A 15819-nucleotide genomic window follows, 5' to 3' on the forward strand; every position below is an offset into this window, starting at 1 on the left:
CCATGACCACCCCCGCAGCCGACGGCTTCCGCATGCCGGCCGAGTGGACCCCGCACGAGCGCACCTGGATGGCGTGGCCGGGCCCCAACCCCACCTTCGACGACCCGGACGACCTCGCCGCCTCCCGCTCCGCCTGGGCGTCGGTCGCCCGCACCGTCCGCCGCTTCGAACCGGTGACGGTAGTGTGCGGCCCCGGACAGTCCGCCGATGCCCGCACTCTGCTCGGCCCGGACGTCGACACCGTGGAGCGCGACCTCGACGACGCCTGGATGCGCGACATCGGCCCCACCTTCCTGACCAACGGCAGCGGTGAACTCGCCGCCGTGGACTGGACGTTCAACGGCTGGGGCGCCCAGAGCTGGGCTCGCTGGGAGCACGACGCGAAGATCGCCTCGTTCGTCTCCGACCTCGCGGGGGCGCGGACGTACGCCTCGCGGCTGGTCAACGAGGGCGGCGCGATCCATGTCGACGGCGAGGGGACGGTGCTGCTGACGGAGACGGTCCAGCTCGGCCCCGAGCGCAACCCGGGCTGGTCGCGCGCGGAGGTCGAGGCCGAGATCCACGCCCACCTCGGCACCCGCAAGGCGATCTGGCTGCCCCGCGGTCTCACCGGCGACTATCCTCCCCCACTGCCTGAACGGCGTGGGGGGACCCCCAGCGGCTTCGGCACCCTCGGCCATGTCGACATCGTCGCCGCGTTCGCCGGCCCGGGCGTCGTGGTCGCCCACCACCAGCCGGACCCGGCGCACCCCGACCACGAGGTGACCAAGGAGGCCATCGGCGTCCTGCGCGCCCAGACGGACGCGCGCGGCCGCCGGCTGGAGGTCGTCGAGGTGGCCGCCCCGACCGTCCTGGAGGCCGACGGCCACTGGGCCGACTACTCCTACATCAACCACTACCTCTGCAACGGCGGCGTCGTGCTCTGCGCCTTCGACGACCCGCGCGACGAGCGGGCCGCCGGCATCTTCCGCCGTCTCTTCCCGGAGCGGACGGTGACACTCGTGGACGCCCGTACGATCTTCTCCGGTGGCGGTGGCATCCACTGCATCACCCAGCAGCAGCCCAAGGTCTGACAGCACAGGAGCAGCAGATGGCCGGTGCGGCCCGTGCGCGCAAGAACGCGCCGCCGCGCGAGGAGGTCCTCGCCGCCGCCATGGACATGATCGCCGAGCGCGGTCTGGAGAAGCTCACCATGGCGGCGCTGGGGCGTGCGGTCGGCATGAGCAGCGGCCATCTCCTGTACTACTTCCGCTCCAAGGACGAACTCCTGCTCCAGACCCTGGAGTGGAGCGAGGGCAGACTGGGCGCCGAGCGCGGCCGGCTGCTCATGCGCGGAGCCCCGGCCCGCGAGCGCCTGGACGCCTATGTGGACCTGTACGTCCCCGACGGCCACCGCGACCCGCACTGGACCCTGTGGCTGGAGGTCTGGAACCGCTCGCAGAGCGCTGCCGCCGACGCTGCCGCCCGCGACCGCCAGGCCGCCATCGAGGGCGCCTGGCACCGCGACCTGGTCGCCCTGATCGCGGAGGGCATCTCGCGCGGCGAGTTCCGCCCCGTCGACGCCGACCGCTTCGCCGCCCGGCTTCGCGCCCTGCTCGACGGCTTCTCCATCCATGTCGCGGTCGGGCTGCGCGGCACGGACCGGGAGCAGGTCATGACCCATGTGCGCGAGTTCATCGCGGATGCCCTGCTCACCCCCGGTGCCTGACGCCCGAACGGGACATGAGAGACGAGCGGGACGCTTCGTACGTACCGCATCCTGAGACAACCCGTGAGCCGGGGCCGGGGCTGTGCCAGACTGCCCCCGTGCTCACGTTCGCCATGATTATTGGCAGCAGGCGCGCCGGTCCGCAGTGACCACCACGTACGACCAGGTACGGGTGGCCACCGTCGTCCTAGACCCGCGCGCAGACCTCTCGCACCCGCGAGGGGTTTTTTCGTTTTCCTGGCCCACCTTCAGCCGGGAGCGGAGCGCGAGGGAGTATGGAGGGGCGGTGGAGCCGGTCATTCCGGTAAGACCGAGATTCAACACAGGAGCCTTGAGACCATGACCGCAACCAGCGAGCTCGACGATTCGTTCCACGTCTTCGACACCACGCTGCGCGACGGCGCGCAGCGCGAGGGCATCAACCTCACCGTCGCGGACAAGCTCGCCATCGCACGGCACCTGGACGACTTCGGCGTGGGCTTCATCGAGGGCGGCTGGCCCGGGGCCAACCCGCGGGACACCGAGTTCTTCGCCCGCGCCCAGCAGGAGATCGACTTCAAGAACGCCCAACTGGTCGCCTTCGGCGCCACCCGCCGGGCGGGCGCGAAGGCTGCGGACGACCCGCAGATCAAGGCGCTGCTGGAGTCCGGCGCCCCGGTGATCACCCTGGTCGCCAAGTCGCACGACCGGCATGTGGAGCTGGCGCTGCGCACCACGCTCGACGAGAACCTGGAGATGGTCCGGGACACCGTGTCCCACCTGCGCGAGCAGGGCCGCCGTGTCTTCGTCGACTGTGAGCACTTCTTCGACGGCTACCGGGCGAACCCGGAGTACGCGAAGGCGGTCGTCCGGGCGGCCTCGGAGGCCGGCGCGGACGTGGTCGTCCTCTGCGACACCAACGGCGGCATGCTCCCGGCCCAGGTCCAGGCCGTGGTCTCGACGGTCCTCGCGGACACCGGCGCCCGGCTCGGCATCCACGCCCAGGACGACACCGGCTGCGCGGTGGCCAACACCCTCGCGGCGGTGGACGCGGGCGCGACCCATGTGCAGTGCACGGCGAACGGCTACGGCGAGCGCGTCGGCAACGCCAACCTCTTCCCGGTCGTGGCGGCGCTGGAGCTGAAGTACGGCAAGAAGGTCCTGCCGGAGGGCCGGCTCCGTGAGATGACGCGCATCTCGCACGCCATCGCCGAGGTCGTCAACCTCACTCCCTCCACCCATCAGCCGTACGTGGGCGTCTCCGCCTTCGCCCACAAGGCGGGCCTGCACGCCTCCGCGATCAAGGTCGACCCGGACCTGTACCAGCACATCGACCCCGAGCAGGTCGGCAACACCATGCGGATGCTGGTCTCCGACATGGCGGGCCGCGCCTCGGTCGAGCTCAAGGGCAAGGAGCTCGGCGTCGACCTGGGCGGCGACCGCGAACTGGTCGGCCGGGTGGTCGAGCGCGTGAAGGAGCGCGAGCTCCAGGGCTACACGTACGAGGCGGCGGACGCGAGCTTCGAGCTGTTGCTGCGCGAGGAGGTCGAGGGCAAGCCCTTCAAGTACTTCGAGGTCGAGTCCTGGCGCGCCATCGTCGAGGACCGCCCCGACGGCACCCACGCCAACGAGGCCACGGTCAAGCTGTGGGCCAAGAGCGAGCGCATCGTCGCCACGGCGGAGGGCAACGGCCCGGTCAACGCCCTGGACCGGGCCCTGCGCGTCGCCCTGGAGAAGATCTACCCCCAGCTGGCCAAGCTCGACCTCGTCGACTACAAGGTCCGCATCCTGGAGGGCGTGCACGGCACCCAGTCCACCACCCGGGTGCTGATCTCCACCTCCGACGGCACGGGCGAGTGGTCCACGGTGGGCGTCGCGGAGAACGTCATCGCCGCCTCCTGGCAGGCCCTGGAGGACGCCTACACCTACGGCCTGCTGCGGGCCGGTGTGGAGCCCGCCCAGTAACCGGCGCTCAGCAGGAGTCCTCGGCGAGCTTCTCGAACTCGCCGGGGCTCATCACCCGGCCGTCGGCCCAGACCTGGCCGGGCTTCAGCCGGGCGATCTCCGCGGTGGTGAACTCGACGACCCCGTTGTAGGAGTCGCCGGTGACGTAGTGGCCGAAGGCCAGCGAGTACCGGTGCTCCGGCAGCAGCCGCTGCGCCCCCCGGTGCCGGGCCCGCCAGGCGTGAGGCGGCGAGAACAACGGGAACCGGGCGTCGCCGCTCAGCTTCTCCTTCCGCACGTCCCACCCGGTGGTGGCGGGCCCGTCCTCGGCCCCCTTCGCCCACCCGTCGAGCGACGGCGTCCGGTAGCTGTCGCTCCCGCAGGGCCGGATCAGCGCGTACGGCACCCCGTTCGCCCCCATCCGAACCCCCGCGAGCGGCAGATCGACGGCGGCACATCCGCTGAGCAGCAGCGCCCCGGCGACACCCACCGCTGCGCCGGTCCGCCGCCTCAGCACTTGTCACCCACTCGGTCGTCGAAGTCGTCCCGGCTCATGGCCCGGCCGTCGGCCCAGACCTGGCCGGGCTTCAGCCGGGCCAGGTCATCGGGGGAGAAGGAGACACTGACGTTGTAGTCGTCGAAGCCTCCGCGGCCGCCGAAGATGTACACGAAGTACCGGCGGCCGGGCAGCATTTTCTGGACGCCGGACTTCTCCGCCTCGAAGGAACGGGGCGGGGAGAACAGGCGGAACGTGGTCGAGCCGATGCGGGTACCGGACGTCTGCCGCCAGGAGGTGCCCGGATCCCCGGCCGGGTCCTTGCCCCGCATCGGTGTGCTGCCCAGACTCGCCGGACCGATGCGATCGTCGCCGCACGGCTGGACGATCACCACCGGCTCCCCGTCCGCGTCCAGTGCCACAGCGGCGAGCGGCAGCTCCGCAGGACTGCACCCACCCAGCAGCAGGCCCCCCGCCACCGCGCCGACCACCGACGCTCCCGCACGTCTCATGCCCCCGCCCTCCCCGACCGAGCTACTGCAACCGCCACTTCTGGTTGGCGGCGCCGGTGCACGACCAGATCTGTGCCCGTGCCCCGTTCGCCGACGAGTTGTCCGTCACGTCGAGGCACTTGTTCGCCGCGGTATTCACGACATCACCGGTGGAGGAGTTGTACGACCACCGTTGTGCACCGGTCCCGTTGCAGTCGTACAACTGCACCTTCGCCCCGTCGGCGGTCGAACCCGACGTCACGTCAAGGCACTTGCCGAGTGCCCTGACCGTACCGTCGGCCGCCACGGTCCACTGCTGTGCCGTGGTGCCGTTGCAGTCGTAGAGCTGCACCGCCGTACCGTTGGCGCTCGACGCGCCCGCCACGTCCAGGCACTTGCCGGCGAGCCCGACGAACGCTCCCGACCGGTCGCCCCCGCCCGACTGCGTGCCCGACCAGGTGAAGGTGGCCGACGTCTTGCCGGGCAGCGAGTAAGTCGCGTGCTGCGAACCCCAGTTGATCGTGACCGTCTTCGCGGCGGACGCGTCGTTGTAGGCGATCAGCGCCTTCGAGCCGTCCGGGTTGCGCCAGGCCACGTTCGGCACGGACGACGACGCCGTGGACGCGATCCGCTGGGCGCCCGGCCGTACGAACTTCGTCAGGTGCCCCATCGTGTAGTACTCGACCGTGTAGTCGACCGTCCCGCTCTGCCCGTCCCCGTTGTGCACGGTGATCAGGCCGGTGCAGGTGCCGCAACCCCCGTTGTGCGGGCCCTTGTTCTGGTCCACGGCCAGCGACCACTTCGTCACCGACTTCGCCCAGTTCCGGGTGTAGTCCACGATGTTGAGCATGTCCTCGCGCTGCTGGTTGGCGATCCAGGTGCCGCCGGAGTGCTCGGTGCCGAAGGCGTCCAGCGAGGGGTACTGGTTGTGGACGGACGTCTGCTTGCCGACGTCACCGCCGTAGCCGTGCCAGGCGATCCCGCCGAAGTTCGGGTGGTCGCGGATCGTCGGGTCGTCGACCGACTGGGCGGCGTAGGAGTCGTAGACGTCCCAGTTCCAGTCGTGCGCCAGCACCTTGGTCTTCAGCCCCGCCGACTGGAGCTTCGGCAGCAGCTCGCTCTTCATGAAGTACGCCAGACCGCTCGCGTTCCAGCTCATCGACGGGTAGCCCGAACAGCAGGTCGGCTCGTTCTGCGCGGTGACGTACGAGACGTCGACGCCCTGGTCCCGGTACGCCTGGAGGTACTTCACGAAGTAGGAGGCGTACGCCCCGTAGTCCTCCGCCTTCAGCCAGCCCCCGTTGAGCGAGCCGCTGTCCTTCATCCAGGCCGGCGCCGTCCAGGGTGAGGCCATCACCGTCAGGGACGGGTTCAGCTGGAGCGCCTGCTTCGTCAGCGGGGCGACGTCCGCGAGGTCGTGCGCGATCGAGAACTTCGCCAGGGACGGGTCGCTCTGCCCGGCCGGCACGTCGTCGTACGTGTACCCGTACCGCGCCAGGTCCGAGGCGCCCATCGGATTGCGCAGGAACGACAGCCCGATCCCGTCCGCCGGCGAGAACAGCTTCCGCATGGTCGCGTCCCGGGTCGCCTGCGACAGCGCCCCGCTGCCGTTCATCAGCCAGGCCGCGGTGTCCGTGAAGGACGCGCCGCCCCCGGTGAAGGTCTGGTAGCGGGTGTTCTCGTCGACGGTGATGTTCTCGCCGCCGCCCCCGGCACCGGACTGGAAGGCGAACGGCGTCTGCGCCTGGAGCCCGCGGACCACATGGCGTCCGGCGTCGTCGTCGGTGGTGGTCAGCCAGGCGGTGACCTGCTCGCCGGCCGCGTGCGCTGGGGGTACGGCCGCGGTGAAGCCCGCCGCGGTGAGCAGTCCGGCCAGGAGCAGCCGGACCGCGGGTGGGGTTCTTCTCATGCTGCGCAGCCCTTCTCGTGGGGGACAACAAACCTGTCGCAGAGGGGATTTGGACCCGAATCCGTGCTGACGTGACGTCTTGACGGGTTTCCGGGGCGCTAGTTAACTCATGACGTGAGCTAAGTCATGAGTGAACCACGAGAGCCGAGGGAAGGTCCATGCGAAGAACCGCCCTGCTCGCCTCAGCCGGTCTGCTGACCGCGCTGCTGCCGCTCGCGTCGGCCCACGCTGCCGACGAACCCCCGCCCGTCCCCGTCGACCGCTTCGAGGGCGAGGTCCCCTTCGCCTCCCAGCCCGCCGAGGGCATCTTCACCTGGGGCGGCGACAGCGACGACCCGCCCGCCCTCACCCTCGCCGACCGCACCGACGCCCCAGGGGGCGCCAAGGTCCTCTCCGGTACGTACGACATCAGCGGCTACGGCGGCTTCACCCACGACTTCGCCGCGAACCAGCCGGCCCACGACTGGTCCGCCCACAAGGGCATCCGCTTCTGGTGGGACGGCCAGGACAACGGGAAGAAGATCGCCTTCGAGATCAAGGACGGCGGCGCGGGCGGCGAGGCCTCCGAACTCTGGACCACCTCCTTCACCGACGACTTCAGCGGCTGGAAACAGATCGAGATCCCCTTCACCGACTTCGTCTACCGCACGGACTACCAGCCCGTCGGCGGCATCGACCACGTCCTCGGCCTCACGCAGATGTGGGGGTACGCCCTCACGCTCCCCGTCGGCGTGCACGGGCAATTCGCCATGGACGACGTCGAGTTGTACGGCAAGGCCGACCAGTCCCTGCGCGCCTCCGTCACCACCGACTCCGCCGTCTACCCGGTCCGCGAGGGCGACACGGCCACCGTCGAGGTCACCCTCGCCACCACCGGCTCCGCCCCTCTCGACGAGCCGGTGACGGTCGCGTACGAGACGGCTGCCACCGGGAGCGCCGACCCCGGCAAGGACTACACCCCGGTTTCCGGCACGCTCGCGTTCCCGGCGGGCACGGTCTCCGGCGCCGCGCGGACCATCCGGGTCCCCACCCTCAGGGACAAGGCGGCCGAGTCCGCCGAGGCGATCCCCCTCAAGCTCACGGTGACCGGCGCCAAACCCCCGGCCGAGACCCCGCAGATCGTCGTCGACGCGCACGGACTGCCGTATCTGAACGCCAAGTTGCCGGTGAAGAAGCGCGTCGCCGATCTTCTCTCCCGCATGTCCCTGGCGGAGAAGGCCGGCCAGATGACCCAGGCCGAGCGCGGTGCCGTGGCGAACGGCGGTGACATCGCCACATACGACCTCGGCTCCCTGCTCTCCGGCGGCGGCTCCACCCCCACGCCCAACACCCCCGAGGCCTGGGCGAAGATGATCGACGCCTTCCAGCTGAGGACACAGGCGACCCGCTTCCAGATCCCGCTGATCTACGGCGTCGACGCGGTCCACGGCCACAACAACCTGGCCGGCGCCACGATCATGCCGCACAACATCGGCATCGGCGCGACGCGGGATCCCCGGCTCGCCCAGCAGGCGGGCTCGGTGACGGCGGCCGAGGTGCGCGCCACCGGCATCCCCTGGGACTTCGCGCCCTGCCTCTGCGTCACCCGTGACGAACGCTGGGGCCGCTCGTACGAGTCCTTCGGCGAGGACCCGGCACTCGTCGAGTCCATGGAGACGATCATCCAGGGTCTCCAAGGACGCGCGAACGGCAAGGATCTGAGCCGCAACGACAAGGTTGTCGCCACCGCCAAGCACTTCGTCGGCGACGGCGGCACCGAGTTCGGCTCGTCGACCACGGGGTCGTACACGATCGACCAGGGCGTCACCAAGGTCACCCGGCAGCAGCTGGAGGCCGTCCACCTGGCGCCGTACGAGACCGCCGTCGACCGGGGCGTCGGCACGGTCATGCCCTCGTACTCCTCGCTCGACATCCTCGGCGACGGGCAGGGACCGGTGAAGATGCACGCCCGCGCCGACATGATCAACGGTGTGCTCAAGGGCCGGATGGGCTTCGACGGCTTCGTCATCAGCGACTGGAACGCCATCGACCAGCTCCCCGGCGACTACGGGTCGCACGTCCGCACGGCGGTGAACGCGGGCGTCGACATGATGATGGTGCCGTACTCCTACAAGGACTTCAGCGCGAAGCTCGTCGACGAGGTGCGGGCCGGCCGGATCAGCGAGAAGCGCATGGACGACGCGGTCTCCCGCATCCTCACCCAGAAGTTCCGCCTCGGTCTCTTCGAGCACCCGTACGCCGACACCACCGGCGCCGCGCGGATCGGCTCGCCGGAGCACCGGGCGGTCGCCCGCCGGGCCGCCGCCGAGTCCCAGGTGCTGCTGAAGAACGACGGCGGCGTACTGCCCCTGAAGAAGTCGCAGAAGGTCTATGTCGCCGGGTCCAACGCCGACGACATCGGCAACCAGACCGGCGGCTGGACGCTCACCTGGCAGGGCTCCTCCGGGAACATCACCAAGGGCACGACCGTCCTGCAAGGCCTGCGCAACGCCGGCGGGTCCGTCACCTACTCCAAGGACGCCTCGGCGCCCACCTCCGGCTACGACGTCGGCGTGGTCGTCGTCGGCGAGACCCCGTACGCCGAGGGCGTCGGAGACGTCGGCAACGGACACGACCTGCAGCTGTCCGCCGCCGACCGGGCCGCCGTGGACAAGGTGTGCGCGGCCATGAAGTGCGCCGTGCTGATCGTCTCCGGGCGGCCGCAGCTGATCGGCGACCGGCTCGGCGAGATCGACGCGCTGGTCGCCTCCTGGCTGCCGGGCACGGAGGGCGACGGCGTGGCCGACGTGCTGTACGGCAGGCGGCCCTTCACCGGGCAGCTCCCGGTGACCTGGCCCAGGACCGAGGCCCAGCTGCCGATCAACGTCGGCGACTCGTCTTACGACCCGCAGTTCCCCTACGGCTGGGGGCTCACGACCCTGACCGAGGTTCCGCAGGGCGGCGCGAAGGCGCTGCGGGCGCTCGGGGCCGCGGCCACAGTGGCCGAGAAGAAGGGCGCGGACGGCACAGGGCGCGTGCTGGTCGCCAAGGCGCGGCTGATCGTGCAGAACAAGATCGGGCAGCGGATCACCGCGGCGGTGGCGACGCCCTTCGCCCACGCGGACCATCTGCTGCTGACCGGACGGTACGGAGAGGCGGTGCGGGAGCTGACGGCGGCCTATCGGGCGGCCTGAGCGGCAGCTGGGAGGCGCATCCGACGGTGGGCGCCTCCCAGCTGCATATATGACCATTCCCGGGATATCTGACCAATTTCTGTGGGTTCGGGTAGCTTCGAGACATGAAGGCCGTCGTACGGACCCGAGGCCCGGCCGGGCTGCTGCTGGCCCTGGCGCTTGCCCTTCTCACCGTGCTCGCGCCGGGTGCCTCGGCGGCCACCGGTGTCACCAGTGTCTCGACGATCGCCGAAGCCCTCCGCAAGAACCCCGTGTACGTCGACCCGGCGGCCTCCGGACAGCTGTCGGCGGCGTCCGCGCAGGCGCTCGACAGGCAGATCAGGGGCGCCGACAAGCCGCTCTTCATCGCGGTCCTGCCGGCCGGCTACCCCACCCGGAACCTCTTCACCGACCTGCGCACCGCCACCGGCATCACCGGCCTCTACGCCGTCCGCCTCGGCACCGGCTTCGACGCCCGCGCCGACTCCGCGGTCCTGCCGCGAACGGCCGTGCGGAACCTGGTCACCAGCGTCCAGGGCGAGCCCGCCAGGACCCAGCTGACCGACTTCACGAACCGGGCCCTGGCCAACATGGGCGGCCGGGCCCCCGCCTCCTGGGGCTCCTCCCGAAGCGGCCAGGGCGTCTCCGGCACGGCGCTGATCACGGCCGGTGCCGTGGTGGTGGTGGCCGGCGCGGGCGCGTACGCGCTGGTCCGGCGCGGCCGCCGGCGCCATGACGAGGAACAGCGGGCCGCCCTGGAGCGGCTGCGGGTGGTGGTCGACGAGGACATCACCGCCTTCGGCGAGGAGCTGGACCGGCTGGACTTCCACCCGGCGGAGGCGGGCGCCGACGACGCGATGCGCGCGGACTACGAGCGCGCGCTGGACGCCTACGAACAGGCGAAGCAGTCCATGGCGGAGGCCCGCAGACCGGAGGACGTCCGGGCCGTCACCCAGGCCCTGGAGGACGGCCGCTTCTCCCTCGCCCAGCTCGCCGCCCGCCGCGAGGGCCGCCCGCTGCCCGAGCGCCGTCCGCCCTGCTTCTTCGACCCGCGCCACGGCCCCTCGGTCGCCGACGCGATCTGGACACCTCCCGGAGGCTCGTCCCGCGAGGTGCCGGTCTGCGCGGCGGATCGGACGCGGCTGGCCGACGGCCGCGACCCGGTCGTCCGCGAGGTCGACACCGACTACGGCCGCCGCCCCTACTGGGACGCGGGCCCGGCCTACGGCCCCTGGGCGGGCGGCTACTTCGGCGGCGGCATCCTGCCGGGACTGCTCGTCGGCACCCTGCTCGGCAGCGCGATGGCCACCCCGTCCTACGCGGCCGACTACGGCACCGGCTACGGCGACTTCGGCGGCGGCTACGAGGGCGGCGACCTCTCCGGCGCGGACTTCGACCCCGGTGACTTCGGGGGCGGGTTCGGGGACGGCGGGGGCGGGGACTTCGGCGGGGGCGGGGACTTCGGCGGGGGTATGTGAGCCGTTGCCCTCACCGGCTCAGGACACGTGACGTTTGACGCGGCCGAGGAACTCACCCCAGGTGGAGGGGGAGACGGTGAGGAAGGGGCTGTCGGGGGTCTTGGAGTCGCGGATGCGGACGGTGGCCGACGTGGTGGCGACCTCGACGCAGTCGCCGCCTTCGCTGCCGCTGTAGCTGGACTTGCGCCATGTGTAAGTGACTTCGAGGCAGTTGCCGCCCTCGCTGCTGCCGTGGCTGGACTTGAACCACTGAAGTGCGGTGCTCATCGGTCTCCTAGCAGTCCGTTCAAGAGGCGCACGCTCTCGTCGGGTGAGAGGGCCTGTGACCGCAGCATTCCAAGTTCGTGTGGTGCGAGTTCGAGGTGCGCGAGCCCTAGTCGCCGGTCCACTTCCGCAGCAGCGCCTCGCGCTCCTCTCGGGGCGGGGTGCTCTCGGCGGGGTGGTCGCAGCGCCAGGCGAGCAGGTCGGTGAGGGGTGTGCGGCTGTTGGTGAGGCGTTCCAGGAGGGTGCGGGAGAGGTCGTACTCCTCCGGGGTGTAGATCCCGCCCGTGACGGCGGAGAACACGCTCACGTCGACGGTGTCGTCCGCCACGGTCTCCACACGCACGGTGTAGGCGGGCGGGAGGACGCCGTCGCCGGTCACCAAGACGACCAGCGAGTCGAAGGCGACGGAGGCGAAGCGCCGCGCGGCCGACCGCACGGCCACGTCACGGACCTCGATCCGCCGTACCTCGCTCCAGCTCCAGGACCTGCCGTGATCGACACCCAGGGCCTCGACGCCGTGTTCCGTCAGACGTACGGCGGACGCCGTGCCCACCGGCTCCGTCCCCACGTACACGCAGTCCTCCGTGATCCAGAACAGGCCGACCATGGCCATGGGTGCCTCCCCGTCGGTGTCGGCATGGGAGACGGCACCGGCGGCCGTGCGGTTGCCCGGGCAGGCGAGCGCCCGCCCTTCGACTCGACACGGGGGAGTGAAGGGCGGGCGCGCTCACGGGTGTGAGTGGTCGGGGGCCGCCGTTTCAGGCCGCCCGACGCCGGAGGCTCACACGTTCTTGATCGCCGAGATGTCGAAGTTCAGCTTGATCTTGTCGGAGACGAGGACGCCACCGGTCTCCAGCGCGGCGTTCCAGGTGAGGCCCCACTCCGAGCGCAGGATCTCCGTCCTGCCCTCGAAGCCGACGCGCTCGTTGCCGAAGGGGTCCTTCGCGGAGCCGTTGAACTCCAGGTCGATGGAGAGCGGCTTGGTGACACCGAGGATCGAGAGGTCGCCGGTGATGCGGTAGTCGTCGCCGCCCAGGGCCTCCGCCTTGGTGGAGCGGAAGGTCATCGTCGGGAACTCGTCCGTCTTGAAGAAGTCCGACGACTTCAGGTGGCCGTCCCGGTCGGCGTTGCCCGTGTCGATGCTGTCCATCTTGACGTCGAGGGACGCGGTGGACTTTGCCGGGTCGGAACCGTCCAGGTGCAGCGAGCCCGAGAAATCGAGGAAGCCGCCCTTGACGTTGGTGACCATGGCGTGACGGGCCACGAAGCCGATCGTGGTGTGGGCCGGGTCGATCGTGTACTCGCCGGTGAGCGCGGCCAGGTCCGGGTTCACGGCGGCCGGCGCGGCGGCGGGGGCGGCGGCGGACTCGGAGGTGTTCTTGCGGCCGAAGATGCCCATGACGTTGCTCCTTTGGGGACGGAGGTCTTGATGTTGAATGTTCAATGAGGTCAACACGGACGACCGTAGACGTATTCCGTTCAATGTTCAACATAGTCCAACGGCGTGTTTCCGCCAATACGGTGCGTCACGTGGTGACCGGGTGAAGGGTGTGGTGGTAGACGCCAAGGGCATGACCTCCACGCGCCGCGCCTTCCTCACCGCCGCCCTGCTCGCGAGTGCCCTGGCTCCGGGCACCCCGACCGCCCGCGCCACCGGCGCCGACCCCTACGCGGTCCTCCGCCACCGCTGGCTCGACATCGCCCTCGGTGCCGGCTACGACCCCGCCGCGGAGCCCTACGCCTCCCGTCTGGCCCAGACCGGCGAACTGGCCCGTGCCTTACGCGCCACCATGACCCCGACGGCCACCTCCCTGTGGCCGGGACACCCCTTCGACCCGCCCGCCGGCATCACCAGGAGCTACAGCCGCCTGTGGACGATGACCCAGGCCTACGCCCAGGCCGGCACCGGCTCGACGGGCGACGAGGGCCTCCTCACGGACGTCCTCCGCGGCCTCGACCACCTCTCCGCCACGGTCTACAACCCCGCCACCACCCGCTACGGCAACTGGTGGGAATGGCAGATCGGCAGCCCCCGCCTGCTCATGGACATCACGGCCGCCCTGTACGACCACCTCGGCGACGCCCGCACCACCGCGGCCTGCGCGGCCGTCGACCACTTCATCCCGGACAGCGCGCTCACGGACTACTCCGGCACCTCCACCGGCGCCAACCGCGTCGACCTGTGCCGCTCCGTCGCCCTGCGCGGCGTCCTCGGCCGGGCCGGCGACCGCATCGCGCTCGCCCGGGACGCCCTGTCGCCCGTCTTCCCGTACGTGACGAAGGGGGACGGGCTGTACGCCGACGGCTCGTTCGTCCAGCACACCTGGGTCGCCTACTCCGGCACGTACGGACAGGTCTTGCTCGACGGACTCGGCCGGCTCTTCGCGCTTCTCACCGGCTCCGCGTGGGAGGTCACCGACCCCGGCCGACGGAACGTCCTGGACAGCGTCGAGCGGGCCTACGCGCCGCTCATCCACGACGGGTTGGTGATGGACGGCGTCAACGGCCGTGCCATCAGCCGCGGTTACCTGGCCGACGACGATCTGCACGTCATGCGCAGCGACCACTTCCACGGTCAGGCGCTCGTCGCGGCCTTCACGCTGCTCGCGGGCGGCGTCGACGAGGAGGAGCGGGAGCGCTGGTACGGCCGGATCAAGGGATGGATCCAACGGGACGACGTCACACCGATCCTGACCAGTCGTCAGTTCCCTGTCGCCGACCTCGCCCGGCTGCACGCCGTCGCCGGCTCACCCGTACCGGCCGCCCCCGAGCCCGTCGGCCATCACCTCTTCGCATCAATGGACCGCGCCGTGCACCGCCGCCCCGGATTCGTCGCCGCCCTCTCCATGAGCAGCGACCGGATCGCCCACTACGAGTGCGGCAACGGCGAGAACCCGCGGGGCTGGCACACCGGCGCCGGGATGCTCCAGTGGTGGGCCGAGGGCCCGAGCGACCAGTACACGGACTGGTTCTGGCCCACGGTGGACTGGTACCGGCTGCCGGGCACCACCGTCTCCACCCGACGCCTCGCCGACCGGGCCGGCGGCGAGTGGGGTGCGCCCAAGCCCGACGTGCGGTGGGTCGGCGGCACCACGGACGGGGAGTACGCGGCGGTCGGGCAGCATCTGAAGGGCCTCGGCTCCACGCTGGAGGCCCGCAAGTCGTGGTTCTGCGTCGCGGACGCCGTGATCTGCCTCGGCGCCAAGATCACCTGCGCCGACGGGGTGACCGTCGAGACGGTCGTGGACAACCGCAACCTGGGGGAGGGCGGCACCCAGGCCTTCGTACGCGGCCGGTCCTGGGCCCACCTGGAGGGGCACGGCGGCTGGATCCTGCCGTACGGCGGTGATCTGCGGGCCCTGCGCGAGGACCGCACCGGTGCCTGGTCGGACATCAACACCACGAGCACGGCGGAGCGGCGCACCCGGCGCTGGCAGACGCTGTGGCTCGACCACGGAACCCACCCCACCGACGCCGGCTACGTCTACCTCCTCCTCCCCGGCGCCTCCCGCCACGCCGTCGCCGCCCGCGCGGCCGACCGCCACTGGCTGTCCGTCCTCGCCAACGACGTCCGTGCGCAGGCGGTCGCGGTCCCGTCCCTCGGTCTGACGGCGGCCAACTTCTGGCAGGCCGGTACGGCAGGGCCCCTGGGGGCATCCGGAGGAGCGAGTGTCATGGTCCGGCGGCACGGCCGTACGGCTACCCTCTGTGTCAGCGAGCCGCCGCGCACGGGCGCGCCGCTGGAGATCGTCTGGGACCGTCCCGTGCGCTCGGTGGTCCGGGCGGACGACACGGTCGAGGTACTGTCGGCAGGCCGCCGTTTGAGGCTCCGCGTCACTCCGGGGATGGCATGTGCCACACAAGAATGTGAGGTGGCTCTCCGGTGACGGCTTTGTGGCACCTCTACAACGCCGACGCCCTCTGAGCAGTCGGAAGGCCTGCATGCCGTCGAGGTTCTGTTCAGGGGTACCAGGAAAACGGGCCGGAGACTGTACGGAGTCGACGGCTCGCTTTCCTTGCTGTCCTTCGTAAGGTCGCTACATGACCGTTGTGGAAGAGAAGACGGGCGAGCCGACCGGCGAGCCGACGGACGCGCGCGGGCGGGTCGCCGAGCTGCACGAGATTCGTGCGCAGGCGCTGGCGGGCCCCAGCGAGAAGGCGACCGAGGCGCAGCACGCCAAGGGCAAGCTGACGGCGCGGGAGCGGATCGAGCTGCTCCTGGACCCGGGTTCCTTCCAGGAGGTCGAGCAGTTGCGGCGGCACCGGGCGTCGGGTTTCGGGCTCGAGGCGAAGAAGCCGTACTCGGACGGTGTGATCACCGGCTGGGGGACGGTGGAGGGCCGTACGGTCTTTGTGTACGCGCATGACTTCCGGATCTTCGGTGGTGCGCTGGGCGAG

13 protein-coding genes are annotated in these 15819 nt (G+C 70.8%); 7 read left to right on the top strand and 6 right to left on the bottom strand.

Translation table 11 applies throughout. The features are described 5' to 3' along the window. The first annotated feature begins 2 nt into the window (after positions 1-2). From ACZ4EG_RS39350 to cimA, 3 genes are all read left to right on the top strand, one after another. Positions 3-1073 carry an agmatine deiminase family protein gene (locus tag ACZ4EG_RS39350; RefSeq protein WP_467794045.1) on the top strand — a complete coding sequence of 357 codons (1071 nt, stop codon included), beginning with the start codon at positions 3-5 and terminating at the stop codon, positions 1071-1073. A gap of 17 nt (positions 1074-1090) precedes the next feature. Continuing rightward, positions 1091-1708, top strand: a complete 618-nt coding sequence (locus ACZ4EG_RS39355; RefSeq protein WP_453561675.1) for a TetR/AcrR family transcriptional regulator — start codon at positions 1091-1093, stop codon at positions 1706-1708. A gap of 339 nt (positions 1709-2047) precedes the next feature. Next, on the top strand, positions 2048-3652 hold the full coding sequence (gene cimA, locus ACZ4EG_RS39360; protein ID WP_467794046.1) for a citramalate synthase: 1605 nt from the start codon (positions 2048-2050) through the stop codon (positions 3650-3652). Positions 3653-3659: 7 nt separating this feature from the next. Here cimA and ACZ4EG_RS39365 read toward each other — a convergent pair whose 3' ends face one another. Genes ACZ4EG_RS39365 through ACZ4EG_RS39375 form a run of 3 tightly spaced genes read right to left on the bottom strand, consistent with a single transcriptional unit; the run spans position 3660 to position 6527 of the window. Next, positions 3660-4121 (bottom strand): hypothetical protein, encoded by a 462-nt coding sequence (locus tag ACZ4EG_RS39365; protein ID WP_467794047.1) that lies wholly within the window; start codon positions 4119-4121, stop codon positions 3660-3662. 20 nt (positions 4122-4141) lie between these two features. Further along, a complete protein-coding gene (locus ACZ4EG_RS39370; RefSeq protein ID WP_467794048.1) occupies positions 4142-4639 on the bottom strand; it encodes a hypothetical protein in 498 nt (165 codons plus the stop codon). 22 nt (positions 4640-4661) lie between these two features. Beyond that, the gene (locus tag ACZ4EG_RS39375) at positions 4662-6527 is read right to left on the bottom strand and encodes a lectin (RefSeq protein WP_467794049.1); all 1866 of its coding nucleotides are present in this window, start codon (positions 6525-6527) and stop codon (positions 4662-4664) included. A gap of 158 nt (positions 6528-6685) precedes the next feature. Here ACZ4EG_RS39375 and ACZ4EG_RS39380 point away from each other — a divergent pair, with 158 nt between their 5' ends. Together ACZ4EG_RS39380 and ACZ4EG_RS39385 are read left to right on the top strand one after the other, a co-directional pair. Further along, positions 6686-9700 (top strand): glycoside hydrolase family 3 protein, encoded by a 3015-nt coding sequence (locus tag ACZ4EG_RS39380; protein ID WP_467794050.1) that lies wholly within the window; start codon positions 6686-6688, stop codon positions 9698-9700. Between the two features lie 104 nt (positions 9701-9804). Further along, positions 9805-11157 carry a hypothetical protein gene (locus ACZ4EG_RS39385; RefSeq protein ID WP_467794051.1) on the top strand — a complete coding sequence of 451 codons (1353 nt, stop codon included), beginning with the start codon at positions 9805-9807 and terminating at the stop codon, positions 11155-11157. An 18-nt stretch (positions 11158-11175) separates the two neighbouring features. On the opposite strand, the gene ACZ4EG_RS39390 is transcribed toward ACZ4EG_RS39385, so the two are convergent. The 3 genes from ACZ4EG_RS39390 to ACZ4EG_RS39400 form a co-directional block, all read right to left on the bottom strand. Beyond that, complete coding sequence (locus tag ACZ4EG_RS39390; protein ID WP_467794052.1) at positions 11176-11424, bottom strand: DUF397 domain-containing protein; 249 nt, start codon at positions 11422-11424, stop codon at positions 11176-11178. Between the two features lie 106 nt (positions 11425-11530). Beyond that, a complete protein-coding gene (locus ACZ4EG_RS39395; protein WP_467794053.1) occupies positions 11531-12034 on the bottom strand; it encodes a hypothetical protein in 504 nt (167 codons plus the stop codon). Positions 12035-12202: 168 nt separating this feature from the next. Beyond that, the gene (locus ACZ4EG_RS39400; protein WP_467794054.1) at positions 12203-12820 is read right to left on the bottom strand and encodes a YceI family protein; all 618 of its coding nucleotides are present in this window, start codon (positions 12818-12820) and stop codon (positions 12203-12205) included. A 172-nt stretch (positions 12821-12992) separates the two neighbouring features. Between ACZ4EG_RS39400 and ACZ4EG_RS39405 the strand changes: the two genes are divergently transcribed. Both ACZ4EG_RS39405 and ACZ4EG_RS39410 read left to right on the top strand, forming a co-directional pair. Continuing rightward, positions 12993-15308 carry a polysaccharide lyase 8 family protein gene (locus ACZ4EG_RS39405; protein WP_467794055.1) on the top strand — a complete coding sequence of 772 codons (2316 nt, stop codon included), beginning with the start codon at positions 12993-12995 and terminating at the stop codon, positions 15306-15308. Between the two features lie 154 nt (positions 15309-15462). After that, a partial coding sequence (locus ACZ4EG_RS39410) for a carboxyl transferase domain-containing protein (protein WP_467794056.1) occupies positions 15463-15819 on the top strand: 357 nt, incomplete at its 3' end.

The organism is Streptomyces sp. NPDC025638 (assembly GCF_055558775.1).